The following is a 24,645-nucleotide window of genomic DNA, read 5'->3' as shown; positions in this document are numbered from 1 at the left end:
TGTTATAATCAGGTTCAAAAAGGTTTTGGTCCAATGTTGAGCGCCCGGTAGCGCAAGCTAAGCGTGCGGGCTACCGGGCGCTACAGATCAGTTTTTGCCCCATTCCACTTCCCGGCCGGGCGTGTAGGGAGCGCCGGCTTTTTCGAGCTTTTCTTCGAGTGCCCGCACATCTTTATCCATAATATCCTGTACCCGCTGCAGCAGCGGACGGAAAGCCGCGCTGGCCAGTCGGAAAGCCTCCCGCTGGGTGGCAGTAGGTGCCGAAGTCGAATTCCACATATCGTAAACCAGGCCGTTCAGCCGACTGGTAAGCGTGGCCTGGGTACCTTTGTCCAGACGGCCGGCCAGGCGGTCGCCGTAAAAATCCTGCCGCAGCGTATACATTTTCTGTTCCAATGCCCGGTAATCGGCCATCAGATCGGCCGTTGCTGCCGGTGCGGACTGAATGGCTTTTTCAATATACCGCATGCGGTTGTTGATGTCGCTCATCATTTGGGTAGCTCCGCTCAGGGCCCGTTGCAATTCGTGTGCTTCCCGCTGGAATGCGGCCAAAGCATCGCGATCTTTCGCCGGCAGGGTTTCCCCGCCGAGGGTCTTCAGCTTGAACTCCATGGGAGCTACCAGTTCTTCCATTTTGCCGTTGACACTGCGGGATAGGGAAACCGTGTAGGGCCCGGGTACCGCCAGAATGCCGACATCCTCGTTGGCAAAGGGATTATCAAATCCGGAGGACCGCAGACTTACCGGTCGCAAACTCGGATAACGGCCGTCCCAGACGATCCGCTGTACGCCTTTGCGCAGGCTGGTATTCAACTTGCGGATGATATTGCCGTCCAGATCGCGAATGGTAAATTCCAGATACGGAGATTCTTCCCGCTCTTCGGCCAGCAGTTCTTCGTAAGTGGGGTACGTCACATCTTTTCCCGCTTTGATCAGTTCGCGTTCGCGTTTTTGCCGCTGGTCCGCCAGGCTTTCGTGGCCTTCCTTTATATAATAGGTGAAAGTGGCCCCTACTGGTGGGTTGGGCGTACTGAAGTGACTGTGCCCCAGAAAGCCGTTACCCCTTAAACCCAATGGAGTACTCTCGATAAACAGCAGGCCATCTTTGACCGGCAGAATACTGGCTTCCGCCGTCAGCGCTTCCCGGTCCAGATGCCGCAGGGGCGAATAATCATCCATTACGTAAAAACCCCGGCCGAAGGTAGCCAGTACCAGATCGTTTTCCCGCTCCTGGATCGCGATATCCCGCACGGCGATCGGCGGCAGACCGGCACTTAGTTTCTTCCAGTTGCTACCGCCGTTGTTGGAGAAAAAGCAACTGAATTCCGTCCCCAGGAACAACAGATCCGGGTCGACATGATCTTCGGCGATCGTATAGGCCGATCCCCGCTCCGGCAGGCCCGCAGCAATAGCCGTCCAGCTTTTTCCCTTATCGGTGCTCTTATATACATAAGGTGTAAAGTCACCGTATTTATGGTGGTTGAAAACCGCGTACACTACATTTTCATCGTGTTGGGAGGCGAGTACGGCATTGACGTAGGTCCTTTCCGGCACCCCGGCGATGCGGTTGGCATCAATGGTTGTCCAGGAATTTCCACCGTCGCCGGTCATCTGGATCAGTCCGTCGTCCGTTCCCACCCACAGCAGGTTCGGATTGACCGGACTTTCCGAAAACGCCACAATCGTGCCGTAGGGCGAAGTGGAACGGTTCTTGGCCACTGCGTCGATACTCTGCACCCGGCCCATTACCTTCAGGGTATTGCGGTCCACCTGGCGGGTCAGATCCTCACTGATCACCTGCCAGGTATTGCCCCGGTCGTCGCTTTTAAACAATTTATTTGCGGCAAAATAGACCCGGGTCGGTTGGTGGGTGGAAACCGCCAGGGGAGCATCCCAGTTCCAGCGGTATTCTTCTTCGCCGTCCCGCGGCTGGGGCTGAATACCCATGCTCTCCCCACTGGCCCGGTCAAAGCGCACGAGATTGCCGTACTGGGACTGGGCGTACACTACATTGGGATTATCGGGTTCCACCTGGGATTCGAAACCATCCCCTCCGTTGGTAATGAACCAGTCCGAATTGGGAATACCATTACGGCTACGGGTACGGGAAGGTCCGCCCATACTGAAGTTGTCCTGGGTACCTCCGTAGACATAGTAGAAGGGCTGGGAATTATCCACTGCCACTTTATAAAATTGGGTGATGGGCAGATTGGCCTTGTAATCCCAGGTCTCGGCCGCATCCCAGGATTCGTAGATCCCGCCGTCGCAACCGACCAGATAGTGATCCGTATCCGCCGGATCTATCCACATACAGTGGTTGTCGACGTGTTTGTACTGCTCGTTTACCATTTCGAAACTGCGGCCGCCGTCCGTGCTCCACTGCAGCCAGGTATCCATGCTGTAAATGATATCCGGGTCGGTCGGATGCGGAACGATCTCCACGTAGTAATTACCACTGGTGGTATGGCCGCTCCTTCTTTCCCAACTGGCACCCCGGTTGGTCGACCGGTAGAAGCCGCCTTTACCATCCTGAGCTTCGACCAGAGCGTACAGTACTTCGGGATCGGCGGGTGAGATGGCCAGACCGATCCTTCCCTTATCTCCCGAGGGTAATCCCCGATTGGCTTTTTTCCAGGTTTTTCCGCCGTCCTCGCTTTTGTACAGATCGCTTCCGGGGCCACCGCCCACATAGGTGAATACGTGCCGGCGGCGTTGAAAAGCCGCTGCGTAGAGGACATCCGGATTGCGCGGGTCCATGATCAGATCGGTAACGCCGGTATGCTCGTCGATCGTTAGTACGGCCTCCCAGGTTTCGCCGCCGTCAGTGGTCTTATATACGCCGCGTTCGCCGCCCGAGCTCCACAGCGGGCCGATGGCTGCGACGTACACCACGGATGAATTTCGGGGGTCGACAATGATCTTTCCGATGTGCTCAGATGACTTCAAACCGACATTTTTCCAACTATTTCCACCATCCTCACTTTTATAGACTCCATCTCCGTAAGAAACTGAGCGTTGATTGTTATTTTCTCCTGTGCCAACCCATAAAATATTCGTATTATTAGGATCTATTACAATACATCCAATTGAATACGAACTTTCCTGATCAAAAATTGGTTGAAAGGTAGTACCAGCATTAGTAGTCTTCCAAATCCCCCCGGAAGAAGTGGCAACGTAATAGGTGCTCGGCCTGGCCGGGTGCACCGCGAAATCTGAAATACGACCTGAAGTTAAGGCGGGCCCTATAGATCGAAATCTCAAACCGTTTAGTCCTAAGGTGTCCAGGTAATACTTTGTAGCCTGTTCATCATTCTTGTCCTTTTTCTTTTGTGCTTCCGCAGGAGAAGCCTGGAATATCATTGCAATCACCAGAAGGAGTTGAAAAGCTGATCGAAAAGATAGCATAGTAATTTGGTATGTGGTTAGTAATGAATTGGTATTCGCGGATCTAATTGGCACTGTTTAGTAAAGGTAAAAAGAAATCTATAGCCGACACGGGCTTTCAGCCGTAAAACACGGTTGCACCTGTGGTCGGTTAAAGCTGTATACGGCAGACCGTACCCAATTTAAGTCAAAAACAAGAGCCCTGTAAATCGCCGTGAACAACGCTGGCATTCAAGTTATAACCATAAAATTATTACCATGAAAATTTTTTACTTCAATCTACTCCTGGCTCTTCTCTTCAGCACCACCCTAAACGCCCAGGAAACCATCGAATGCGGTGCACCCGGTACCTCTGTTACGGTTACCGACCTTGAATTTAGCTCCTTGCGGAGATCCGGTTGTGTTATCAATTATAACATCACCATTACTGCTACCGAAGTAGGCGCCTACAGTGTCGAGGCACTGGGCCAGCCGCTCGTCGCTTTTTCCGTTTCCGACCCCGGGATCGTTCAGTTCCAGGGGCAGGTGAATACGGTATTTCCCTGTATCCTGCTGACCCGTTTTCTCGATGAGATCGACATCGTCACTCCTTCCGGCTCCTGTGGCCTGGATGTAGCGGCGCTCCTCCCCGTTAAACTGCTGTATTTCGATGCCGAAGAAGACAAAGGCAAAGCGGTCCTGAACTGGGGGACAGAAACCGAAGTGAACAACGAAGGCTTTATGGTTGAACACACCCAGACCGGAGAAGTCTGGGAACCCCTCGGCTTTGTAGCCGGAGTGGGTACGACCGAAGAAGCCCAGAATTACGAATTTACCGTAGATGGTCTGCCGACCGGTGAGCACTATTTCCGGCTGAAACAAATGGACTTCGACGGCCAGTACGAGTATTCCTCTATCGCTAACCTATATATCGGTGAGGAACCCAATACCCTCCGCATCTTCCCCAATCCGCTAGGCCGGGGGCAGCAACTGAACATTCAGGGTACCTTCGATCAGGCGGAATTATACAATGCCGCTGGAGTACGGGTGATGCAATTCCAGTCTCCCGACGCCCTGTTCAGCCCGCAATTCCGGAACCTGCCGGCCGGGTTTTATCACATGGTCATCCAACGCAATAACGAAACCTTCAAAGAAAAACTGGTCATCCAGTAAACGCTTTACGAAGCATCCCCCAGTGAGTATATCCCAGATCGGCAGTCGTCCGGTCTGGGATTTCTTTTTTAAATTAGAAGGTCAATATGTTACTTTTTCAAGGACGTTTCGTCACAAAACACGTAAATCAAAAACAGTATGAAAAAGTTCACCTTACCCCTGATCCTCGCCGGAGCCCTATTGATCACTGCCTGTGGCAGCCAACAGGAACCCGCCGATGAAGTTTCTCAAACGGAAATTGTAGAAATGGAAAATGCCAGCGAAGCGCTGGAGGAAAGTGTCGAAAGCATCGACTCCACGGTAGCCGACCTGGATGAAGCCCTGGATTCCCTGGACGCTTTGTTTTCCGAAGAACAGAACTGATCCATCCCTATCCCTTTACTTTTCTTTACCACCAAAAATGCATCATTATGAAAAAGCAGCCCTTATTATTGAGTTGGATATTGATCCTTTGCCTGGCCTTTGTTACCAATCTTTCCTACGCTCAGGGACAGTCTCAGGGCAAGGGGAAAGACAAAAAGGAGAAAACGGAAAAAGCAGAGGAGCGCGGCAAAGCCGGAAAGGAGAAAATGGAGAAAGCACAGCAGGAGAAAGACGATGATGATCTGGAAGAGATGGATGAAGACCGAAAAGAAAAGCCCGAAAAGGCAAAGGAAGGAAAAGGCAATGCCTACGGCAAGAATAAAAGCGATATGAGCGGTAAAGAATTCGGTGCGGAAAGAGCCGCCGCCGCCAAAGCCAGACACGAAGAGAAAAAGGAAATGGCCGAGGAAAAGATCGAAATGGCCGAAGAGAAAAAATCCGAAGCCAAGGAAAAGATCAATATGGCCAAGGAAAAACTGGCTAAAGCCAAAGCCGAGGGAAAAATGAACGAAGAAGAGATCTCCAAACGCGAAGCGGCCATCCAGAAAGCCGAAGCCAAACTGGCCGAGTTGGAGAACACCGTCAGTCGCAGCAAAAAGAAGATCAAAGAGCAATAAACACGATTCCTGCGGGAATTAAATACTATGAGTAAACCGGACCGAAGTCGATGATCATTGGCTTCGGTCCATTATTTCTGGGTGAAAGGCCCCGGGTCGGATTAACGGCCCGGCCGGTGGTTTGGCGTTAGAGAATAACTATATTTGCGGCTCAGAAAATTGTCCATTTGCCCATGCTGACCGCTCACCGTCGATCTTTACTTTCCATTATTTTGTACTGCTGGCTAGGTTTTTCCGGCGTCCACGCGCAGACTTCCGTGTTCCCGGCCCTAGGCGGCGAAGAGCTCCTCGATTCCCTCGTTTCGACCTATAAACCGGCCTCCGGCCTGAATTACGGTAACGCCCGCGATACCCTCTACGGCCGCATCCTCAATCAAAATGACAGCCTGGTCTGCATTTACACCGGTTACCGGATCTACCTGCCGCCCGGCCTGGATCCGACTATGGCCGCTTTTGACGCTGGTATCAATACCGAACACGCCTACCCCCGCTCCAAAGGGGCCGAAGAAGACATGGCCCGTTCGGATATGCACCATCTGTTTCCCAGTCGGGTGGACGTCAACTCCGATCGCGGAGATCTGCCGTTCGGCGAAGTACCCGATCCGCAAACCACTGCCTGGTACTATCTGGATCGAAAACAATCCGCCACCCCAACGGACAATATTGACGCCTACAGCGAACTGGGCAACGGACAGTTTGAAGTCCGGGAAAATTCGAAAGGCGATATCGCCCGGGCCATGTTCTACTTTTACACCATGTACCGGACGGAAGCGGAACTGGCCGACCGGGATTTTTTCCCCGATCAGAAAAATACTTTATGCGACTGGCATGTTCTGGATCCCGTTGACCAGCAGGAGTGGGATCGCAACGCGGCGATCGCTGCCTATCAGGATAATAAACCCAATCCCTATATTCTGGATTGCACTTTGGCTTATCGGGCTTTTTGTCCGGAACGCACCCCGCCGGCCTGCGGATTTACCCGGGTGAAAGACGTCCCGCCTCCCCGCCCGTTCCGGACAACGGACAGTGCTCCTAATCCATTCACCGATCAATTCACTTTTGAATACGAACTCAGCGAAGTCGTCCAGGTACACATACAACTGGTCGATGCGCTGGGCCGGCCGCTGCGTACGCTGGTCGATGCCCGACAATCCAGCGGGTCTTACCGGAGTCAGCTCAACACACAGCCTATCCCGGCCGGGCTTTATTCCCTGCAGTTTGAGTTCCGGACCCCGGAACATACCTGGTGGCATACACAGAAACTGATCAAGCTTTGATCTTGCGTCCGAAATCAATTCGTTCATTTAAAAATACAGTGGCATGCGTTTTGTACTGGCAGTTTTGATGTTCTGGTGCTCCCTGACGGTCTGGTCTCAATCCGCCCTTTTGCAGTCCGGCCCCATGCTCGGTTACAACGAAATGCGGGAAGTCCTGCTCTGGGTACAGACCACTTCCGCCGCCGAGGTGCAATTTATGTACTGGGAGTCCGACCAGCCGAGCGATACCTTATATACCGGGCAGATTCGGACCGAACCGGAACGGGCTTTTACCGCCAAATTCATCGCCGATCGGGTGATGCCCGGTGTAACCTACGACTACCGGCTCATCATCAACCGTACGGTCGTCGACCTGCCCTACCCTACCACCTTCACCGCCCAGCCCAACTGGAAGCGCGATGGCCGTGCGCCCGATTTTCGGATCGCACTCGGAAGCTGCACCAATACCATCGATCCCCTGTTTGATGCGCCCAACCCGGAATTCACGGCCCGCTACGAGATCTTTCCCAGTATTGCCGACCGGCAACCGGACCTGATGCTCTGGCTGGGTGATAATATTTACCTGGGTGATGCAGACTGGTACACCCAAACCGGGATCCTGCACCGCTACACCCACACCCGCTCCATCCCCAAAATGCAGGAGTTGCTGGCCACCGCCCATAATTATGCCATCTGGGACGATCACGACTTCGGCCCCAATAATAGCGACCGCAGCTTCATCCACAAGGATAAAACGCTCGCGGCCTTCGAGCTTTTTTGGGGCAATCCGACCTTCGGCCTTCCGGGCGTGCCCGGTGCGATCAGCTTTTTCCAGTATATGGACATCGATTTTTTCCTATTGGATAACCGGTACCACCGCAGCCCCAATGACCGGCGGGGAGGAGAAAAGACCATACTAGGCAAAGCGCAACTGGAATGGCTGATCGATGCCCTCAGCTACAGCAACGCACCGTACAAAATGGTGGCCGTCGGCGGGCAGGTACTCAACACGGCGCCGCTGTTCGAAAATTATGCCAACCGGCATTTTGAAGAAAGACAATATCTGCTGAACCGTATTGAGGAAGAAGGGATCACCGGGGTGGTCTTCCTGACAGGGGATCGGCACCATACGGAACTGAGCCGCTACGTCAACAACCGCGGTATCCCGGTTTATGATCTTACTATTTCCCCGCTGACTTCCCGCAGCTATGACGCCACGGACGAGCCCAATACCCTGCGGGTGCCCGGCACCCATGTGGGCATCCAGAATTTCGGTATCCTGAACGTTACCGGTCCCCGGGATGACCGCCGGATTCAGATCGAAGTGCGGGATACGCAGGGAGCATTATTGTGGGAGTATGAGATTGGCGGCGAATAAAGTGTCGTACCTTCATTCAGAGATCGGAGATGCGGCTTCTGCAACACACTGTTCCGGGACCGACACTCCATATGATCGTGAAACCATATTTTTGCAAAAAAATAAGCATGAAAAATACCTGGTACATTCTACTCTTACTCATTCTCTGGGCCTGTGGGAATGAGTCTGGCGACCAGCTTTCCCAAAACGAAGGAGGCAGTGCCGTCGATAGTGCCCAGTGGGTCATCGATAAGGCGATAAGTGCCCACGGTGGGGACAAGGTCGACAACAGCCATATCGAATTCGACTTTCGGGACCGCCATTACATTTCCGACCGGCAGGGAGGTGCTTTCACTTACGAACGGATCTGGCAGGATACCACCGGCGATCAGTACCGGGATGTGCTGACCAACGACCGACTCTACCGGGAGATTAACGGCGAACGGGTGGAACTCTCGGCCAAAGACAGTTCGGCTTACGCCAATAGCACCAATTCCGTGCTTTATTTTGCACTGCTGCCCTATTATCTGAACGATCCCGCCGTACGTAAAACCTACCTGGGGCAGGGCGATATCAAGGGCCAGACCTACCACAAGGTCAAAGTGACCTTCCGGCAGGCGGACGGCGGCAAAGACTTCGAAGATGAATTCGTTTACTGGATCCACCAGGATGATTTTACGATGGACTATTTTGCCTATAACTACATCGTTGACGGCGGAGGCGCCCGCTTCCGGGAAGCTTATAATGTACGAACCATCGACGGTATTCGCTTTGCGGATTACGTCAACTACCGGCCGGAACCCGAAATCCGGGAAGTAGCTACTTTCGACCGTATGTTCAATGAAGGAAAGATGAAGGAGTTATCGCGCATCGAATCGGAAGATATTAGCGTGCAGCTCCGTTAGGCCTCCCCTATCGGGCTTTTACATCTCTCCGGCTGTGGATGCAGTGGTGACCTTGGGGATTTAAAAGGTCTTTTCAGTGACCAGTAAGTTGTTTAAATCCTCGAAGGTATTGGGAGATCGCAGCTATACGGGCCATGCCTGTAGTTGCCTTGCTATTAGACGGGGTGATCGGGAGATTGGGGAAAAGCACTGCTTTTCGCCATTTCTCCAGGTTCTCTGGTTTCCCAACCCGATCTCCCGGTACCTTCCCAAACCAAGGTATTATGATATCCTTAAAAATTTCCCGGCACCACGATCTGGGTGAATTTCTCAGATACGCCCTTTTCTACGGTGCGGCCACGGCCGTTTTGATGAGCATTTTTGAACTTCTGATCCATTTTGCCGGTATGGACGGACGGCAGGGGTTTCACATGCTGAACTACCTGATCTTTTTTCTCATGATAGGAATAGGTACTTTTCGGGCCGGCGGCCAGCATTTGCTCAATGAGGGATTTGAAGCCAATGACACCATTATTCTCGGCTTGATGATCTCCGCCGCCACGGCCTTATTCACCCTGCCCTGCAACATTATTTTCGTTCTGATCCACGTACCGGTAGAGGTGGGTATCATGACTCTGCCGATCTCCAGTGGATTCAAATTTGCGCTGAACGCCATGGGGAATTTCCTGGTTGACGTGAGTATGGGCTTCCTGGCTTCCATCATTTTTATTTATCTCTTTAACCGCAATTAAGCGGCCCTGTAGCCGCAGTTTAGCGACCTACTTCTTCTCTTCGTTCAGATCAAAGCGCTCTATCCTGCCGTTGTAAATGGTAGCATAGAGCGCAAAATCATCATCAGTCGTGTGTAGTATCCCTTTGAGGTAAGACAGACTGGGAGCACTGCCGGGCAACATACTTTTCTTTTCAAAACTCTGTACCGGATGCGCGCTCATAAATCCCCGCACCAGTCGGGTAGCCTCCGCGCTGTCGTTGGAAGTAGGATGTCCCGGAATAAAGAAAGTAACGTCCGGTGCAAAAAAAGTACTCAGCCGATCCGCCATCCCCGTTTGCAAAGCTCCCACGATCGCCTCATCCGTCCGTATGGCCTTTTCTTCGAGTGCTTCGGTACGCACGGATACAATCGCCGTGATCAAAATAAGCGTGACAAATGCCAGAGCAATGAACAGTATTGCGATTAGATTTTTCATGGTCATGCATTTAATAAAAAGACATTTGGCCGGGAGCCGGTCACCGGTATAGCTACAAAAAATGCTCCGCCTCTCAGGGTAGGCGGAGCATCGACAACTTAAAAACCTTCAGACCCGGAATTCGGGTTTGATCGGTCAACAATGATCAACAAGTTCTGATCTCAGAACGTAATTTATGAGTGTCCAGGCGAAGATCACCGGGATCAGGCACTGACCCGGGATTGATCTTCGTACATTTTTACGATATTGGTTCTGGCCCTCAGCAGGCGCATTTTCACGGCGCTTTCTTTCAATTGCAGCTCGTCACAGAGGTTTTCAATAGTGCGGTGTTCAATGTATTTCAACCGCAGGATCCTGGCCTGCTGGCTGGGCATCTTACCGAGCAAGCGGGGAATAGCCAGCAACTTTTTTTCCAGTTCCAGTTTTTCTTTTATCTCATTGGTGGCCGGAATATCCGGGGTTTTGTCTTCCAGGGAGTCGGTCGGGCGCAGGGCCTGTCTTTTGTGAAGATTGATGATCTTATTACGAGCGATCCTGAATAACCAGGCTACCCACAGTTCCGGATTGTTGAGAGTAGGTAATTTCTCGAATGCCTTCAGGAAAACGTCCTGTACCATATCCGCCGCATCGGTAGGGTTGCCGAGTGCTTTCAGGCAGTAGCGGTTCATCTTTTCGTAATACCGCTTGTACAGGGTGCTAAAGTAAATTTCATTCAGTGTTAACTGATATTGGTAGACCAGGGTGCTATCTGGCAGATCTTGTAAGGTGTTTTGAGCGACAGTTTCCATGACTAACTTTTTTCTTTGTTTAATTGATACCTACAAGTTAGTCCGTAGCGCCCCCCGGTATGGGTTTTTTCGGTAGATTGGGGAAATACTTCGGTGAGTTCCGTAAATGCTTCGGTAGGCGTTCAGGCCAGGAATTCGCGACGGATCAGCGCGCCCGCTGCGTCTAAGGCCTCCCCGATCTTTTCCAGTTGGTCCCGCAGCGCCTCCGGTGAAGGTACATCCTTCCTGCACTCGGTCTCAAAGTGACCGATGGTTTTACTCAGGGACGCCGCAAATCCCATATAGGAAGCCGTACTTTTCATACTGTGGGCCGCCGCTGCCGCTGCGGCGAGGTCCTCCTCTCGTAGCCCCTGCTCAATAGCTTCCATTTCCCGCGCAGATTGTTCGAGGAAAATGGTTGCCATTTCCCGAATAGTTGCTTCATCCCCCTGGGCGATCTCCAGCAAATAAGCACGGTTGAAGGCCGGTGGGGAGGTTTCCATACCGGCGGCCTCCGGGAGGATGGGTTGCTCTTCCGTCCTTTTGCCGGCGGGCAGCAACTGCAGGATCAGCCGGAGCAGCTCCTGTTCATTCAGCGGTTTGGCAATGTATTCGGTCATGCCATATTGCAGACACTTTTCGCGTTCTCCGGCAAATGCGTGAGCGGTAGTAGCAATTACGGGAGTTTGCAGATCCATCTCTTCCCGCATTTTCCGTACGGCCGTATATCCATCCATTTCGGGCATCTGAATATCCATCAGGACCAGGTCGTATTTCCGGTCAGATAGTTTTTCCAAAGCTTCCCGGCCATTGCCCGCATGATCGTGGGAAAAACCCCATTCATCGAGCAGTAAGGCCGCGATCCGGCGATTCAGCGGATTGTCTTCCACCAACAGGATACGGACCTCTTCCGGTTCGGATAGGTGGGCCGCGGCGATCGTACGCCGGTCTGCCTCCTGGGCTACCGCTGAGACCCGGTAGGGAATATCCACTAAAAAGGTAGTCCCTTCCCCTTCCTTACTCACTACCTCTATTCTCCCTTTTTGGATATCCACCAGCTGTCGGGTGATGGTAAGCCCAAGTCCGGCGCCCCCGTATTTCCGGGTAGTCTCCGAACTGGCCTGCGCAAAACGATCAAAGATGTTGGATAACTTTTCCGGGGGTATCCCGATACCGGTATCTCGGATCTCGAAATGCATCCACTGCTGGTCGTTCTGAAGCGCTCCGGCTTTTACCACCAGTTCCACCTGACCTTCGTTCGTGAACTTGAAGGCATTACCCAGAAGGTTGACCAGGATCTGGGTAAGCCGGGTCGGGTCGCCCAGCAAAACACTGGGGATCTCCCCGACAAGCAGTACCCGGAAACGGATCGGTTTATCCTTTTCGCGGTAGCGAAACATACTCTCCACCGATCCGATCAGCGCTTCCAGGTGGAAGGGGATGATCTCCAGGTGCAGGGCGCCCGCTTCGATCCTGGAAAAATCCAGAATGTCGTTAATAATGGACAGCAGGTTTTCACTACTCGTTCGGATACTGCGTACGAATTCGGGCTGGTCGTTTTGCAGGTCGGTACGCTGTAGCAGATTGGAAAAACCGATAATAGCGTTGAGCGGGGTGCGGATCTCATGGCTCATGTTGGCGATGAACTGTTCCTTCAGCAGCGCGGCCCGTTCAGCATGCTCTTTTGCATCGACCAGATTATTGAGTAAGCCCCGCCGGCGGCGGGCCGTTTTCATCAGGTAATAGATGGAAAAAATGCCGATTAGCATAACGAAAATCACGCTGCCCAGACTCATCAGCATCAGGGTAGAAGAAAGGCCATTTTTTTTATCGAGATAGTTCAGCATGTACTGCCGGTGGTAGTGCCGCAGCTGGTCGGTTGTTTCCAATATGCTATCCCGCAGTATTTCGCCCCGGTTGAGGTCCAGGTTTTGCAATTCGGGCTGTATTCCTTCTGTCTGGGCTTTCGCAATCAGGTTGCGGTGGTAGGCGATCTTCTGGGCGACCAGACTATCCAGTTGATTCAAAAAAGGAGCGGTAAGATCGTTCTGAAAAAAGAGCTTAATCTCACCCAGATCTTTTTTGATCCCGCGAACGGCGGTCTCCGCCCGTTGGGTCATCGCGCCATCGCCGGTGTCGACGAAATCGTTCTGAGCGTGCACCAGTTCGATCAGATGACGGTCCAGGCTCCGCAGGCTTTCGGTGCCATCGTATACGCCCATGACTTCCTTGCCGGAAGCTTCCAGTTCTTCGAGCGTTTCGATGGTTACCAGGTGAGCCGCCAGCGCCAGCAGGATGGCCGTAAGGAGCACGGCCGCCAGCTGCCAGTCCTGCTTTTCCAGCTTGATCGACTGTTTATGTTCATGATTCATACACGCTGTTTTTTCAAATGGCCCACCGCAGATTCGGTCCCTAAAATATATTCAATCGCTCCATCAGCGCCTTTTTATACCCCTCGCTGACGGGAACCACCTGATCATCGATAAGTAGTGAATTCTGTTCCAGGTTCGTAATTTTATCCACGGCTACGATGTGGCTGCGATGCACGCGCAGGAAGCGATCTGCCGGCAGCCGTTCCTCGACCACTTTCATGGTCAGATGCACGGGATATTTTTTGTCCGCCGTCACGAAAACGACATAATCCCCCAGCGCCTGTACCTGGAGAATATCTTCGTACCTGACGCTCAGCAGCTGATTGTTTACGCGGATAAAAATAGTGGACCCGGTACCTTCCTGTCCGGAACCGCCTGCCTGTATCCACCGGTCCCGCGCGCGCTGTACGGCTTTCAACAATCGCGGCATTTCAACCGGTTTTACAATATAATCGACAACCTCCAGGTCAAAACCATCTGCGGCGTAATCCTTTTTGGAAGTGATCAGCACCACCTGCGGCTGGTAATCCAGACTTTTCAGGAGGTCCAGCCCCGACATGCCGGGCATTTCCACATCCAGGAAAAGTACATCCGCCGGTTCTTTTTGCAGCAGATTATAGGCCGCCATGGCATTTTCACATTCCCCGATTAGGATCAGGTCCGCTACGCCGCCCAGCATTTTTTTCAATGCCAGTCTGGCCAGTGGGTTATCGTCTACGATCAGGCATTTCATTTCTTTCCGTTTTACCCGCCCAAAGATAAGCAGCTTAATAGAAAATGGTCTGCCGGACTGGTGACAGGACCAGCCGACAGACCACCGCTTCTACTTCGCAATGAAACTATCCCAGATGATGGACTTTACCTTCTTTCACTTCGTTGGCATTACCGTCGTACACTACATTTCTAGTTTTTCCAGCTTTATCAAGTTCGATCCTGTAGTACACGCGTTTCTGGCCTTTTCGGTTAATAGTCAACAACTCGTGGTCCATGGCCATCGCCCATCCGGGATAGGATTGAGCAACGGCTCTCTGGATGTAATGCGGTAGCGGCACGTTTTCCATGCGTTCGCGGGCCGAGATCAGGTTACCGTCTCTATCGTAAGTAGCCTGCCCCTTCAGTCGATCGCCCGAGAAGGTGATCAGGTAAGTATCGTAATCTTTATTGGCGAAGGCTGCCGTGTTGGGGTGCACGATCCAGTCTTCTCCAATAAATTCCAGCGGCACGGCCTCGTAATCGGTGATCTCCATACCCGGATAATCACTTTCCTGCGCGGTGATCACCACGGCCGGAATTTCTTCTTTTTTCAATTTGGCGGAGAATAGCATTTCTTGGGCGGATACCGTCGTTACCGTCAAGGCTGATAGTACGAATAATGCAATTTGCTTTTTCATGACTGGTAATTTTTGTGGTTCTTTCGGCAGGATCGAATCCCTGCCGATTATGATATTTTTGGTCTTTTGCGGTATTGTTCCCGGTTTTTTGGATACGGATGGAGGTGCCGAAACGATAGCTAAGATCCCGGTTCAACTTCCGTTTCCGCGTAGCCGGCCAGTAGTTTATGGGGTACATCCTGCTCTGCGGTGGAGATTGCGGTCAGCAGCTCGTCAATATTGGGCACTTTACCGTCGATCACGTTCGTGCGCAGTTGCTCCAGCTTCCGTATGGCGCGGTCCAGCCGGACTTTCGTTTGGCCGTTGAGACTTTTGCCTTCGTTGGCCAGCGCATTGATCCCGGTCTGGAGTTTCCGGGCGACTAATCCCTCATCATTTTTTTCAAAGGCCTCCACTACTTCTCCGAAAGCCTGAACCGAGGCATTGGCATCCGTCACCGCGTAGGCTTCAAATACCGTAGTATTTTCCGGCGTGCGTTCTTTGGCCTGATCCGAAGGGTCAATGACCTGTTCGCAGGCGCTCAGGACGGTTATCCCGGCGATTACTGCGATCTTGATCTTTTTCATAGCATAATGGATTTGGTTTACGGATAGGACAAGCGCTTTGGGAGAGGTCACTTTTCTTATTTAATCTAAGTTGCGATGTAACTTAGGTAGCGGGTAGAGAGTAGCGGGTAGAGGGATTACCTATCGTTAAAATGGAGCAAAATCGCTCATTTTAACGGTTGCAGTCTCTCTACGCTTTACCATCTACTCTCTACAATTCAAGTATCGAAACTTGAATTACTTAATTGAGTCCAGATTAGTGGGAATCGTATCCGGTACTTCTCTTATTTCGTCGCGTAGTTCCGGCGCCGGCTTCAGAGTCGTATTTTCTTCGGCGCTCTCAATGCCGGCTTGTTCCTCCTGTTCTATCCGGGTCTGATCTTCCAGCACCTTTTCTTTCTCCTCTCCGGTATCGGTTAAATCCGGCCAGAGGAGAAATAATAACAGGAGTGCCAGAAGAAGAAAAATAACCTTGGGGCCGTGCCGACGAAGCTGATCCTGATCCATGGTGTATATTTTAAGGTCTTAAAAGAGCAATTCCATTCATCCCCTAAAAGACTGGCTGCTTACCAAAGGTCACAATCGACTCCAGGCGCTACAGATTAAGCGGCATCAATTTTTTGCAGCCATACGGGTGACCTTTGTCCGGATTCCTGTCCTTTCCACAAAAACCGAAAATCATGGATGTGATAATGAACTTCGAAGCCCTGATCGATTCCCAGCTTATTTACCTGAAACAGTTGGCTCGCAATTACACTTCCAGTGAAATGGCAGCGGACGATCTTTTCCAGGACACCGTCGTCCGGATCTGGAGTAATCAGGATAAATTCGAAATGGGGACCAACTTTAAAGCCTGGTCTTCGATGATCATGCGGAACCTCTTTATCAATGACTACCGCAAGCAGAAAAAAAGGAGAAACGATTCGGCCTATTATGATGAAGAAAAAATTGAAAGTCATATCGAAAACTCCGGAGAACAAAAAATGATATACGACGATCTCCTGAACGAGATCCACACGCTGGCAACCAATTACAGTAAACCCCTTGAACTTTTTTACGAAGGTTTTTCCTACCGGGAAATTGCCGAAGACATGGGCATTTCCATCGGTACGGTTAAAAGCAGAATGCACTCAGCCAGAGGTTATTTAAAGCAAAGACTCGCCAGTTGACCGGTACCCGCCGGGCGGCAGATCATAGTGACTGGAGGCTCCATGCAAGCATCGGGTATTCCCGATGGCTTTCGGAATGCCGGGCCTGCTCCCACTGTGATCCCGGCCGGCCACTTTCTCATATCCATACTTAGCATTTTCGGAAACAAACCACAAACGGGATCAATTTTTCCCGGAGAGCAATACAGACGAAAAACGGCCTGGGTGTAACTGCCCAGGCCGTTGAGGTTTTAATCACGCAAATTTTGGACTTGACCCAAAATATCGCACTGACATGCGCTAAATAGTTCTTCAGATCCCAAGGCTATGCCCGGAGCAGCAACTGCTAGGTTAAATAATTTTTCAGCAGCAGAACCAGGATCAGGATCAGACCGAGGACCAGAGTGCCCATGAAAAACCACAGAGCTACTTTGTCGCGGTCGAATATTTCTTTTTTCATCGGTGAAGATGCCATAACTCCATATTTTATTTAAAAACTGAGTCGAAGTTAGGCTCCTTCTGATCACGCCGCCGGATTCTTCGGTGGATCGGGAATATGTATCGTTGGATGGGAATGATCTGTCGGTGAAGCCGTCGAAGCGACCTACCTGTCGGATCACTGCCCCTATTTATTTATCGGAATAATCCTTTTCCAGATCATTGGTCCGCACGGCCTCCAGTTTATCCCGCAATTTTTGCTGGAATTCAGCCACGATCGGAGCGTAGGCCGGAATGTGAGCCAGGTTGGTAAATTGCTGCGGATCCCGCCGCATATCGAACAATTCCATACCCAGGCTACCGTCTTCCTGGTACTGAATGTAGGCCCAGTCTTTGGTACGGATCAGGAAGGTGTTGCCGCCCTGGGTAACCGAGAAGGCCAGATCCCGTACTTCCGTTTCCGGTTGTTCCAGTACGGTCGTCAGACTTTTACCCTGTAGATGCTCGGAATGTTCCAGTCCGGCCAGCTCGGAGATCGTCGGGTACAGATCGAGCAGTTCGACCAGAGAGTGACTGACCGCCGGCGCCTGGCCCGGTACTTTAATGATCAGGGGCACCCGTACCGATTCTTCTTTGAGACTGACTTTCATCCAGAAGTTGTGTTCGCCCAGGTGAAATCCGTGATCGGAAGTAAATACCACAATGGTGTTATCCTCCAGACCTTCCTCTTTAAGGGTCTGCAGCACTTTGCCGACCTGAGCATCCATATAGGCAACGGAGGCATAGTAAGCGGCAACGGCTTTTTTCTCCTGCTCCCGGTTCATTTTGCCATTGACGCTGGTCACGTAGTTGATCCCCTTTTTGGGAATATCATCCCAGTCGTTTTCCACCTTGGGTGGCATGATGATGTCTTCAAAAGGATAGGGCTCAAAGTAGGGTTTGGGGGCAACAAAGGGCACATGGGGGCGAACGAAACCGACCGCCAGGAAAAAAGGCTTATCCTTATGTTCCCGGATCAGGGCGCTGGCCTTTTCGGCCGTTTTTCCGTCGGAATGCACCATATCGTCACCCTCGGCTTTCACGATCGTCATCACATTTCCCCCTTTGATCGGCAGGGTGCCGTCCGGGTTTCCCTGTACCAGCTCTCCATCGCCGGGAGCCCGCCATTCCGGCCCCTGACTGTTGAATTTTTCGTTCCAGGAGGCCGGGTCATCCGTACCGTCACTGCCTTTTTCAATATCGATGGGTACGCCCATGTGGAAGATCTTGCTCACCCGGGCGGTGTAGTACCCGTTCTCTTTGAACAGTTGCGCCCAGGTCCGGCGTTCCGGGCCGATCCCGTCCCGACCGCTGACATAACCGAATATCTCGGTTGCACTCGGATAATATCCCGACATCAGCGAAGCCCGCGAAGGACCACATACCGGGTATTGGCAATAGGCTGAAGTGAACCGAACCCCTTCGCCCGCCAGCGCATCAATATTGGGCGTACGGGAAACTTTGTTTTCGTAAGCGGATACGGCCGTTGCGGTAAGATCATCGGCAATGATGAACAGCACATTCATCTTCTTTTCTTCCTGGGCCACCAACTGCAGGCTAGCCAGAAATGCAATAACGATCAGGTAGTTTTTCATATTTAAACGCTGGTGTCTGGTAAAAGAAAAGCTTCGCAAGCGGGCAGGTGAGTTCTGTGGTCATTTCCCCCGATCCAATCATACGATCATCAGATCATCAAAATTATCCCTACTTATTCCTGCAATTTAGGACCAAAACTCAGATCCCCGGCATCGCCCAGTCCGGGCACGATATAGGACTTGGCCGTCAGTTCTTCGTCCTCGGCTCCCAGCCAGATGTGGGCTTTGCGGTGCAGTCTTCGCACGTGGTTGAGGCCCGCGGTAGCGGCAATGGCCGTCACGATGTGGATCGCTTTGGGCGTGCCGAAAGGACTCAGTTCCTGGAGTGTAATATCGATGGAAGCGCCGGTGGCCAGCATCGGATCGCACAGGATCAGGACACAATCGTTCAGATCGGGGCAGGAAACGTATTCCAGATTGATCTCAAAGGTGCCGTCTTTATGGTGTTTGCGGTAAGCGGAAATAAAGGCATTGTCGGCCTGATCAAAATAATTCAGTAATCCCTGGTGCAAGGGCAAGCCGGCCCGCAGGATCGAAGCCAATACAATACGATCCGCCGGGACATTAGCGGTGGCTGTTCCCAGCGGAGTTTCTACTTCTATCACTTTGTGTTCTAAGCGCTTGCTCAACTCGTAGGCCAGAATTTCGCCGACCCTTTCGAGGTTTCGCCGGAAGCGCATCCGATCTTTTTGCACGTGAATATCCCGCAATTCTGCCAAAAACTGGTTCCCAATATTTGCCTGTTTACTCAGGTTGAAGATCATTCCGTAAATAATTTGAACAAGAGGATAACTCGCTTGTTTTTTATTAATAAACTAGTCCCTTAACGCGGCATAAAATTGGCGAAAATTCATCGACCTACCAATTTTTATTGCTTTCGATCCGGTTAGCGGGACTTTTTTGTCCAAATCGCCCTTAAAGGCTGGTGGACGACTATTTTTAATCAAATGATTTGCTTAAATTGTACGTTAAATAATTATCGTACACGCATTTCCATCCCCCTGGGAGCGAAATTTTTACCTTTTTAACATTACCCCGCACCTGAATGTTGGTCGACGGGGTCACAGAACATAGCCCATGAGAAGAGCTATATATATTGTACTTCCTTTTCTGTTGCTGGCAGTCGTTGCAGATGCTCAGCAATACTTAAATTCTGGAGAAAACTACTATGATGACCGGGCCGGTATTGTGTACAATAAGGAGCTGACCATTGACCTGAAGTTTCATACGCACGGCTTTGCTATCGGCACCCAGATCGGTACCATCAATACCTACTATCTGACCCGTTTCCTGAATTTTGAGATCGGGGAGCTCAAGCACATCAAGGAATACCGCCAAAGCGATTTTCAGACCGCCGCGGCGGGGAAAGTATCCCGTGCCTTCATTTTCGGAAAGCAAAACAGCTTTTTTGTACTCCGGGGCGGCGTGGGCGAAAAGCGCTATTTTTCGGAAAAAGCCAAACACAAAGGACTCGCCATCGGTATCAGCTACGAAGCCGGCCCCTCTCTGGGTCTGCTGAAGCCTTATTACCTGGAGCTATACCGGACGCTTGATCCGGGATCAAATAACTACTTCATTCGCAGCGAACGCTATACGCAGGAAAATGCGGCCGACTTTACCAACCTGGGGCTCATCTACGGTTCCTCGGGTTTCTCGAAAGGGCTGGACGAACTTAAGATCCTCCCCGGTGGCCACGCTAAAATGGCGCTCCACTTCGACTGGGGTGCGTTTGACGAATTCGTAAAAGCCATGGAAGCCGGCGTGATGGTGGATTTCTATTTTAAGAAAGTGCCCATCATGGTGGAAACTGCTAACGGCGATATAGAGAACTCGCCATTGTTTATCAATCTGTTCATCAATGTGCAGCTGGGTAAACGCTGGTAAGCATCGGAGATAAGCCCGATACCTGGAAGCCCGACCGGTTATGAGATGCCGGTCGGGCTTCTATCGTTTTGGAACGGGCCCTTTGGAATTTAAATGATCTTACCAGAGCAATTCCGAAAATTGAGCTAAGACAATCGCATCAAAATAAGGGTATCACAAAAATTAGGTTTTACACGAGGGAATCGGCCAATGCAGTGGGCGCCCAGACGGGTGCGCACCTCTTGGTTGACAGCCTGGTGACGAGCATAGGATTGGCCGGTTTTTTTGACTCTCTTTGATCGCTAAAAGAGTGTTAAGAATTTAGTGCGATTGACCTATAAGCCAGTCCACGCATACAACCAAAATGAAGGATAAGTGTTATCTTTGCACTGGCTAATACCCAAAAAAGGAACGTTTTCATGCTGGAATTACCAATTGTAGAGAATAAGAAAGAAAGAACCCGGAAACCGGACTGGTTGCGGGTGAAACTGCCCATTGGGGAGAACTATAAAAAAGTGAGGTCACTGGTGGATGAATATAAGTTGCATACCATCTGCCAGAGCGGTAATTGCCCCAACATGGGAGAATGCTGGGGAGCCGGCACGGCCACCTTTATGATACTGGGTAATACCTGCACCCGTTCCTGTTCTTTTTGCGCCGTAAAGACCGGCAGACCGCCGGAATATGACGAAGACGAACCCCGCCGGGTAGCCGAAGCCATTAAATTAATGCAGGTCAAACACGCCGTGATCACCTCCGTGAACCGCGACGAACTGAAAGACCGCGGTGCCGAGATCTGGTACCAGACCGTGCGGGCGGTGAAGGAAATCAGCCCGGAAACCACGATCGAAACCCTGATCCCGGACGTAAAAGCCAACTGGGATGCGCTGGACCGCATGATCAGCGGTGGCCAGGAAGTCGTTTCTCACAATATGGAGACCGTAGAGCGCCTGTACCGCAAAGTGCGCCCACAGGCCAAATACGCCCGGAGCCTGGAACAGACCCAGCGTACCAAAGACGCCGGTAAACGAACCAAATCGGGTATCATGGTCGGCCTCGGTGAAACGGAAGAGGAAGTCTTCAAGATCATGGATGACCTGGTAGCCCACGGTTGTGATATCCTTACTATCGGTCAGTACCTGCAACCCACCAAAATGCACCTGGAAGTAGCGGAATTTGTCCATCCGGATCAATTTGCGCGCTACGAAGAGGTTGGACTGGCAAAAGGTCTGAAATACGTGGAAAGCGGACCGCTGGTACGTTCTTCCTACCACGCCGAACGGCACGTGAATGTGTAAATTCCGAATGCGATTACGGTATTGATAGTGGAGAGGGCTGATGGTACTCTCCCGGTTTAACCGGTGCTTTCCGATCGAGGTGATCTATTGGACGTATGCCTGGAGTATTGGCCTGTCTAAAAGTGCTTTACCATGATGATTTCCTGGTCCGTCAGATAACGCCACCATCCCCGTGGCAGGTCTTTTTTAGTGAGCCCCCCCAGATAGACACGATCCAGTTTTCGCACGCGATAGCCCAGATGTTCGAAGATTCGGCGTACGATGCGGTTCCGGCCGATCACGATCTCTATCCCTACTTCCTTCTTGTTATCCGGATCCAGGTACTGTACCCATTTGATGGGGGCAGGTCCGTCCTCCAGTTCCAGGCCGGCCGCAATGGCCTCCATATGGGCTTTGGTCACCGTTTTATCAAGGGTGACGTTGTAGACCTTTTTGGTCTCGTGTCGGGGGTGCATCATGCGCTCGGCCAGGGAGCCGTCATTGGTGAGCAGGAGTAAACCGGATGTGTCCCGATCGAGCCGGCCAACGGGGAATATCCGCTCGGATACCTTATCCGAAACCAGATCGATCACCGTACGGCGTCCCTGATCGTCTTTCACGGTGGTGATAATGCCCCGCGGTTTATTCATCAGAATGTAGACCAGCTTTTCTTCCGGTTGGATGGGTTTGCCCTCAAAGGAGACCTGATCTCCCTCTTCGATCTGGTAGGCCGGCGAAAGTTCAACCTTACCGTTCACGCTTACCTTCCCCGCTTTTACGAAGTCGGCGGCCTGCCGGCGCGAACAAACACCACAGTGGGCAACGTATTTATTCAGTCGCATGCCGACGACCGAAGTGGTCTGTTCGACGGGTGCGGCGGCTTGCTTTTCTTTTTTGGGAGGTGCGCTGGGACGGAAGGATCTTTTCTTTTCAGGTTTCCTGCTTTTAGACATTTTGCAACGTTTAAATAGATGTGAAGGATGACCATCCGGCCATTACCAATCTGTAGAGTAGTAAATTTAATTAAAAAGGAATATCCTCATCGTCATTCATCTTGGAAGGACGGGTGATGATATTGGGAATGACGGGTGTGTCGAAAGTATCGTCCGGCAGATCCCCAAAATCGGGATCTCCCAGATCCGAAAAGCGGGCGAACTCGGCGGTAAAGCGCATGCGCACGTCTTTCAGCTCACCGTGACGGTTTTTGGCTACGATGATCTCCGCGACTCCTTTTAGGGATTGTCCTTCTTCGTCTTCCATGATCTGGTAGTATTCCGGACGGTAGATAAAGGCTACCATATCCGCATCCTGCTCGATCGAGCCGGATTCCCGAAGGTCACTCAGCTGAGGGCGTTTCGTTCCTCCCCGCACCTCTACGGCCCGGCTCAGCTGGGACAGGGCGATGACGGGTACGTCCAGTTCTTTGGCCAGGCCTTTCAGTGCCCGCGAGATGGCACTAACCTCCTGTTCCCGGTTACCCTTTTGGTTTTCGCCACCACCACTCATCAATTGTAGGTAGTCAATGATGATCAGTTGAATATCGTGCTGCATTTTCAGGCGGCGGCATTTAGCACGCAGTTCGAAAACGTTGATACCGGGCGTATCATCGATAAAGATCGGAGCTTCCCCTACCCTTTCGATAGCTGTGTGCAATTGCTGCCACTCGTATTCTTCCAATTGGCCGTTCCGCATCTTCATACCGGAGATCTCCGCTTCCATGGAGATGATCCGTTGGGCAAGCTGCAGACTGGACATCTCCAGGGAGAAAAAGGCGACCCCCTTACCGAATTCCGCAGCGGCATTTTTGGCCAGGGACAAAGTGAAAGAGGTTTTACCCATGCCGGGACGAGCCGCCAGAATGATCAGATCCGATTTCTGCAGACCGGAAGTCAGTCGGTCGAAATCGGTAAAACCCGTGGGCACCCCGGTCAGACCGTCTTCCCGGTCTTTCAGGCCTTCCAGCTGTTTGAGCGTTTTACTCGCCAGGGTGCTCATGGATTCGTAACCACGGCTCATGTTCTGCTGTGCAATGGCAAAGAGGCCCTGCTCTGCGTCGTCCAGCAACTGGAATACATCGGTAGTATCTTCAAATGCATCCCGGATCACCTTGGTAGAAGTAGCGATGAGTTCCCGCTGAATATACTTTTGGGCGATGATCCGTGCGTGAAATTCGATGTTGGCGGCCGATGCAACGCGATTGGTCAGTTCTGCCAGGTAAGCCGGTCCGCCGACCGCTTCGAGGTCACCGGATTTCTTCAGCTCTTCCATCACCGTTAACAGGTCGATGGGATGCGACTTTTCGAAAAGCCGGAGCATAGCTTTGAAGATCAGCGTATGGGCATCGACGTAAAAACTCTCCGGACGGAGAATATCCAGTATGATCGATAAGGCATTCTTATCCAGCATTACGGCACCGAGCACTGCTTCCTCCAGGGAACTGGCCTGTGGCTGCACCCGCCCGAATACGAAGTTGGAGAGGTCATCCCCTCTCTTCTTATCGCGCGTGCTCCGGTACCCCTTGGTGTTTGCAGATTTATTCACTTCGGCCATAGTATGCTGAATGCTTTAGTGCTGTGGAAAAGTAGTGCCAAATTTACAGCTTATCTTACAGTTAACGTATGAATAATTCAAGATTATACGAAATGGTGATCGAATTGATACGAGGCCCATTGTTAATAAAGGCGCAAAAACTGTGGATAAACCACTTGTTGTCCACAATCTGATGCCATTTTTCCAGGTTTTCGGGGACTCGTTTTAAAAAATAAAATTCTATATATGTTTATAAAAAATAATGCATATTGTTCAGTTTATCGACAGTTTGTTTACCTGGAGTTTACCTACTGTTTATTCAGGTTTGACACAGTCCTTTAAAGTTAGGATAAAACTATCACTATATTGTTGTTATCGGCAGATTGTGCAAAAGTAATTTTGGTCGTTTTTCCACAAAAAAAAGCCCCGCTTAAAGCGAGGCTTTTCAAAAAATACCAAT

The 24,645-nt window shown here is 51.4% G+C and carries 23 protein-coding genes; 10 read left to right on the top strand and 13 right to left on the bottom strand.

What is annotated here, in order from left to right; translation table 11 throughout:
* Window positions 1-87: 87 nt before the first annotated feature.
* On the bottom strand, window positions 88-3,405 hold the full coding sequence (locus CRP01_RS27090; protein ID WP_099153193.1) for a WD40/YVTN/BNR-like repeat-containing protein: 3,318 nt from the start codon (window positions 3,403-3,405) through the stop codon (window positions 88-90).
* Window positions 3,406-3,642: 237 nt separating this feature from the next.
* Here CRP01_RS27090 and CRP01_RS27085 point away from each other — a divergent pair, with 237 nt between their 5' ends.
* From CRP01_RS27085 to CRP01_RS27055, 7 genes are all read left to right on the top strand, one after another.
* Complete coding sequence (locus CRP01_RS27085) at window positions 3,643-4,536, top strand: T9SS type A sorting domain-containing protein (RefSeq protein ID WP_099153192.1); 894 nt, start codon at window positions 3,643-3,645, stop codon at window positions 4,534-4,536.
* 138 nt (window positions 4,537-4,674) lie between these two features.
* Complete coding sequence (locus tag CRP01_RS27080) at window positions 4,675-4,899, top strand: hypothetical protein (RefSeq protein ID WP_099153191.1); 225 nt, start codon at window positions 4,675-4,677, stop codon at window positions 4,897-4,899.
* Window positions 4,900-4,946: 47 nt separating this feature from the next.
* The gene (locus CRP01_RS27075; RefSeq protein ID WP_099153190.1) at window positions 4,947-5,516 is read left to right on the top strand and encodes a hypothetical protein; all 570 of its coding nucleotides are present in this window, start codon (window positions 4,947-4,949) and stop codon (window positions 5,514-5,516) included.
* Between the two features lie 173 nt (window positions 5,517-5,689).
* Window positions 5,690-6,793 carry an endonuclease gene (locus CRP01_RS27070; RefSeq protein WP_099153189.1) on the top strand — a complete coding sequence of 368 codons (1,104 nt, stop codon included), beginning with the start codon at window positions 5,690-5,692 and terminating at the stop codon, window positions 6,791-6,793.
* Between the two features lie 43 nt (window positions 6,794-6,836).
* Window positions 6,837-8,150 carry an alkaline phosphatase D family protein gene (locus tag CRP01_RS27065; protein ID WP_099153188.1) on the top strand — a complete coding sequence of 438 codons (1,314 nt, stop codon included), beginning with the start codon at window positions 6,837-6,839 and terminating at the stop codon, window positions 8,148-8,150.
* A 107-nt stretch (window positions 8,151-8,257) separates the two neighbouring features.
* A complete protein-coding gene (locus tag CRP01_RS27060; protein ID WP_099153187.1) occupies window positions 8,258-9,034 on the top strand; it encodes a DUF6503 family protein in 777 nt (258 codons plus the stop codon).
* Window positions 9,035-9,297: 263 nt separating this feature from the next.
* A complete protein-coding gene (locus tag CRP01_RS27055; RefSeq protein WP_099153186.1) occupies window positions 9,298-9,765 on the top strand; it encodes a hypothetical protein in 468 nt (155 codons plus the stop codon).
* A 27-nt stretch (window positions 9,766-9,792) separates the two neighbouring features.
* On the opposite strand, the gene CRP01_RS27050 is transcribed toward CRP01_RS27055, so the two are convergent.
* From CRP01_RS27050 to CRP01_RS27020, 7 genes are all read right to left on the bottom strand, one after another.
* Window positions 9,793-10,221, bottom strand: coding sequence for a DUF4783 domain-containing protein (locus tag CRP01_RS27050; RefSeq protein WP_170110553.1), 429 nt, complete (start codon window positions 10,219-10,221; stop codon window positions 9,793-9,795).
* Window positions 10,222-10,424: 203 nt separating this feature from the next.
* Window positions 10,425-11,009 carry an RNA polymerase sigma factor gene (locus CRP01_RS27045; RefSeq protein ID WP_099153184.1) on the bottom strand — a complete coding sequence of 195 codons (585 nt, stop codon included), beginning with the start codon at window positions 11,007-11,009 and terminating at the stop codon, window positions 10,425-10,427.
* A 122-nt stretch (window positions 11,010-11,131) separates the two neighbouring features.
* A complete protein-coding gene (locus tag CRP01_RS27040) occupies window positions 11,132-13,360 on the bottom strand; it encodes an ATP-binding protein (protein ID WP_099153183.1) in 2,229 nt (742 codons plus the stop codon).
* A gap of 40 nt (window positions 13,361-13,400) precedes the next feature.
* The gene (locus tag CRP01_RS27035; RefSeq protein ID WP_099153182.1) at window positions 13,401-14,093 is read right to left on the bottom strand and encodes a LytR/AlgR family response regulator transcription factor; all 693 of its coding nucleotides are present in this window, start codon (window positions 14,091-14,093) and stop codon (window positions 13,401-13,403) included.
* A 106-nt stretch (window positions 14,094-14,199) separates the two neighbouring features.
* Window positions 14,200-14,751, bottom strand: a complete 552-nt coding sequence (locus CRP01_RS27030; protein WP_099153181.1) for a hypothetical protein — start codon at window positions 14,749-14,751, stop codon at window positions 14,200-14,202.
* Window positions 14,752-14,870: 119 nt separating this feature from the next.
* On the bottom strand, window positions 14,871-15,317 hold the full coding sequence (locus CRP01_RS27025) for a hypothetical protein (protein ID WP_099153180.1): 447 nt from the start codon (window positions 15,315-15,317) through the stop codon (window positions 14,871-14,873).
* A 216-nt stretch (window positions 15,318-15,533) separates the two neighbouring features.
* Window positions 15,534-15,803, bottom strand: coding sequence for a hypothetical protein (locus CRP01_RS27020; protein ID WP_099153179.1), 270 nt, complete (start codon window positions 15,801-15,803; stop codon window positions 15,534-15,536).
* A gap of 173 nt (window positions 15,804-15,976) precedes the next feature.
* Between CRP01_RS27020 and CRP01_RS27015 the strand changes: the two genes are divergently transcribed.
* Window positions 15,977-16,465: an RNA polymerase sigma factor gene (locus tag CRP01_RS27015; protein ID WP_099153178.1), complete on the top strand. Its 489-nt coding sequence runs from the start codon at window positions 15,977-15,979 to the stop codon at window positions 16,463-16,465.
* A gap of 325 nt (window positions 16,466-16,790) precedes the next feature.
* Here the strand turns inward: CRP01_RS27015 and CRP01_RS43210 are convergent, their stop codons facing one another.
* The 3 genes from CRP01_RS43210 to upp form a co-directional block, all read right to left on the bottom strand.
* Window positions 16,791-16,919 carry a hypothetical protein gene (locus CRP01_RS43210; protein WP_262510339.1) on the bottom strand — a complete coding sequence of 43 codons (129 nt, stop codon included), beginning with the start codon at window positions 16,917-16,919 and terminating at the stop codon, window positions 16,791-16,793.
* Window positions 16,920-17,073: 154 nt separating this feature from the next.
* The gene (locus CRP01_RS27010; protein WP_099153177.1) at window positions 17,074-18,516 is read right to left on the bottom strand and encodes a sulfatase; all 1,443 of its coding nucleotides are present in this window, start codon (window positions 18,514-18,516) and stop codon (window positions 17,074-17,076) included.
* A 113-nt stretch (window positions 18,517-18,629) separates the two neighbouring features.
* Complete coding sequence (gene upp / locus CRP01_RS27005) at window positions 18,630-19,280, bottom strand: uracil phosphoribosyltransferase (RefSeq protein ID WP_185154578.1); 651 nt, start codon at window positions 19,278-19,280, stop codon at window positions 18,630-18,632.
* Window positions 19,281-19,593: 313 nt separating this feature from the next.
* Between upp and CRP01_RS27000 the strand changes: the two genes are divergently transcribed.
* Both CRP01_RS27000 and lipA read left to right on the top strand, forming a co-directional pair.
* Window positions 19,594-20,400 carry a hypothetical protein gene (locus tag CRP01_RS27000; RefSeq protein ID WP_143473547.1) on the top strand — a complete coding sequence of 269 codons (807 nt, stop codon included), beginning with the start codon at window positions 19,594-19,596 and terminating at the stop codon, window positions 20,398-20,400.
* 398 nt (window positions 20,401-20,798) lie between these two features.
* On the top strand, window positions 20,799-21,677 hold the full coding sequence (gene lipA, locus CRP01_RS26995) for a lipoyl synthase (RefSeq protein ID WP_099153174.1): 879 nt from the start codon (window positions 20,799-20,801) through the stop codon (window positions 21,675-21,677).
* A gap of 116 nt (window positions 21,678-21,793) precedes the next feature.
* Here lipA and CRP01_RS26990 read toward each other — a convergent pair whose 3' ends face one another.
* On the bottom strand, window positions 21,794-22,609 hold the full coding sequence (locus CRP01_RS26990) for a pseudouridine synthase (RefSeq protein WP_099153173.1): 816 nt from the start codon (window positions 22,607-22,609) through the stop codon (window positions 21,794-21,796).
* A 70-nt stretch (window positions 22,610-22,679) separates the two neighbouring features.
* Window positions 22,680-24,206 (bottom strand): replicative DNA helicase, encoded by a 1,527-nt coding sequence (dnaB, locus tag CRP01_RS26985; protein WP_099153172.1) that lies wholly within the window; start codon window positions 24,204-24,206, stop codon window positions 22,680-22,682.
* Window positions 24,207-24,645 lie beyond the last annotated feature (439 nt).

Source organism: Flavilitoribacter nigricans DSM 23189 = NBRC 102662 (genome assembly GCF_002646595.1).
GTDB classification, from domain to species: domain Bacteria; phylum Bacteroidota; class Bacteroidia; order Chitinophagales; family Saprospiraceae; genus Flavilitoribacter; species Flavilitoribacter nigricans.
This window is presented reverse-complemented; position numbering and strand designations above follow the sequence as displayed.

Bases quoted from the DNA above. Each gene is read 5' to 3' on its own strand.
- CRP01_RS27090 (WP_099153193.1), bottom strand. From the start codon at position 3,405: ATGCTATCTTTTCGATCAGCTTTTCAACTCCTTCTGGTGATTGCAATG.
- CRP01_RS27085 (WP_099153192.1), top strand. From the start codon at position 3,643: ATGAAAATTTTTTACTTCAATCTACTCCTGGCTCTTCTCTTCAGCACC.
- CRP01_RS27080 (WP_099153191.1), top strand. From the start codon at position 4,675: ATGAAAAAGTTCACCTTACCCCTGATCCTCGCCGGAGCCCTATTGATC.
- CRP01_RS27075 (WP_099153190.1), top strand. From the start codon at position 4,947: ATGAAAAAGCAGCCCTTATTATTGAGTTGGATATTGATCCTTTGCCTG.
- CRP01_RS27070 (WP_099153189.1), top strand. From the start codon at position 5,690: ATGCTGACCGCTCACCGTCGATCTTTACTTTCCATTATTTTGTACTGC.
- CRP01_RS27065 (WP_099153188.1), top strand. From the start codon at position 6,837: ATGCGTTTTGTACTGGCAGTTTTGATGTTCTGGTGCTCCCTGACGGTC.
- CRP01_RS27060 (WP_099153187.1), top strand. From the start codon at position 8,258: ATGAAAAATACCTGGTACATTCTACTCTTACTCATTCTCTGGGCCTGT.
- CRP01_RS27055 (WP_099153186.1), top strand. From the start codon at position 9,298: ATGATATCCTTAAAAATTTCCCGGCACCACGATCTGGGTGAATTTCTC.
- CRP01_RS27050 (WP_170110553.1), bottom strand. From the start codon at position 10,221: ATGAAAAATCTAATCGCAATACTGTTCATTGCTCTGGCATTTGTCACG.
- CRP01_RS27045 (WP_099153184.1), bottom strand. From the start codon at position 11,009: ATGGAAACTGTCGCTCAAAACACCTTACAAGATCTGCCAGATAGCACC.
- CRP01_RS27040 (WP_099153183.1), bottom strand. From the start codon at position 13,360: ATGAATCATGAACATAAACAGTCGATCAAGCTGGAAAAGCAGGACTGG.
- CRP01_RS27035 (WP_099153182.1), bottom strand. From the start codon at position 14,093: ATGAAATGCCTGATCGTAGACGATAACCCACTGGCCAGACTGGCATTG.
- CRP01_RS27030 (WP_099153181.1), bottom strand. From the start codon at position 14,751: ATGAAAAAGCAAATTGCATTATTCGTACTATCAGCCTTGACGGTAACG.
- CRP01_RS27025 (WP_099153180.1), bottom strand. From the start codon at position 15,317: ATGAAAAAGATCAAGATCGCAGTAATCGCCGGGATAACCGTCCTGAGC.
- CRP01_RS27020 (WP_099153179.1), bottom strand. From the start codon at position 15,803: ATGGATCAGGATCAGCTTCGTCGGCACGGCCCCAAGGTTATTTTTCTT.
- CRP01_RS27015 (WP_099153178.1), top strand. From the start codon at position 15,977: ATGGATGTGATAATGAACTTCGAAGCCCTGATCGATTCCCAGCTTATT.
- CRP01_RS43210 (WP_262510339.1), bottom strand. From the start codon at position 16,919: ATGGCATCTTCACCGATGAAAAAAGAAATATTCGACCGCGACAAAGTA.
- CRP01_RS27010 (WP_099153177.1), bottom strand. From the start codon at position 18,516: ATGAAAAACTACCTGATCGTTATTGCATTTCTGGCTAGCCTGCAGTTG.
- upp (WP_185154578.1), bottom strand. From the start codon at position 19,280: ATGATCTTCAACCTGAGTAAACAGGCAAATATTGGGAACCAGTTTTTG.
- CRP01_RS27000 (WP_143473547.1), top strand. From the start codon at position 19,594: ATGAGAAGAGCTATATATATTGTACTTCCTTTTCTGTTGCTGGCAGTC.
- lipA (WP_099153174.1), top strand. From the start codon at position 20,799: ATGCTGGAATTACCAATTGTAGAGAATAAGAAAGAAAGAACCCGGAAA.
- CRP01_RS26990 (WP_099153173.1), bottom strand. From the start codon at position 22,609: ATGTCTAAAAGCAGGAAACCTGAAAAGAAAAGATCCTTCCGTCCCAGC.
- dnaB (WP_099153172.1), bottom strand. From the start codon at position 24,206: ATGGCCGAAGTGAATAAATCTGCAAACACCAAGGGGTACCGGAGCACG.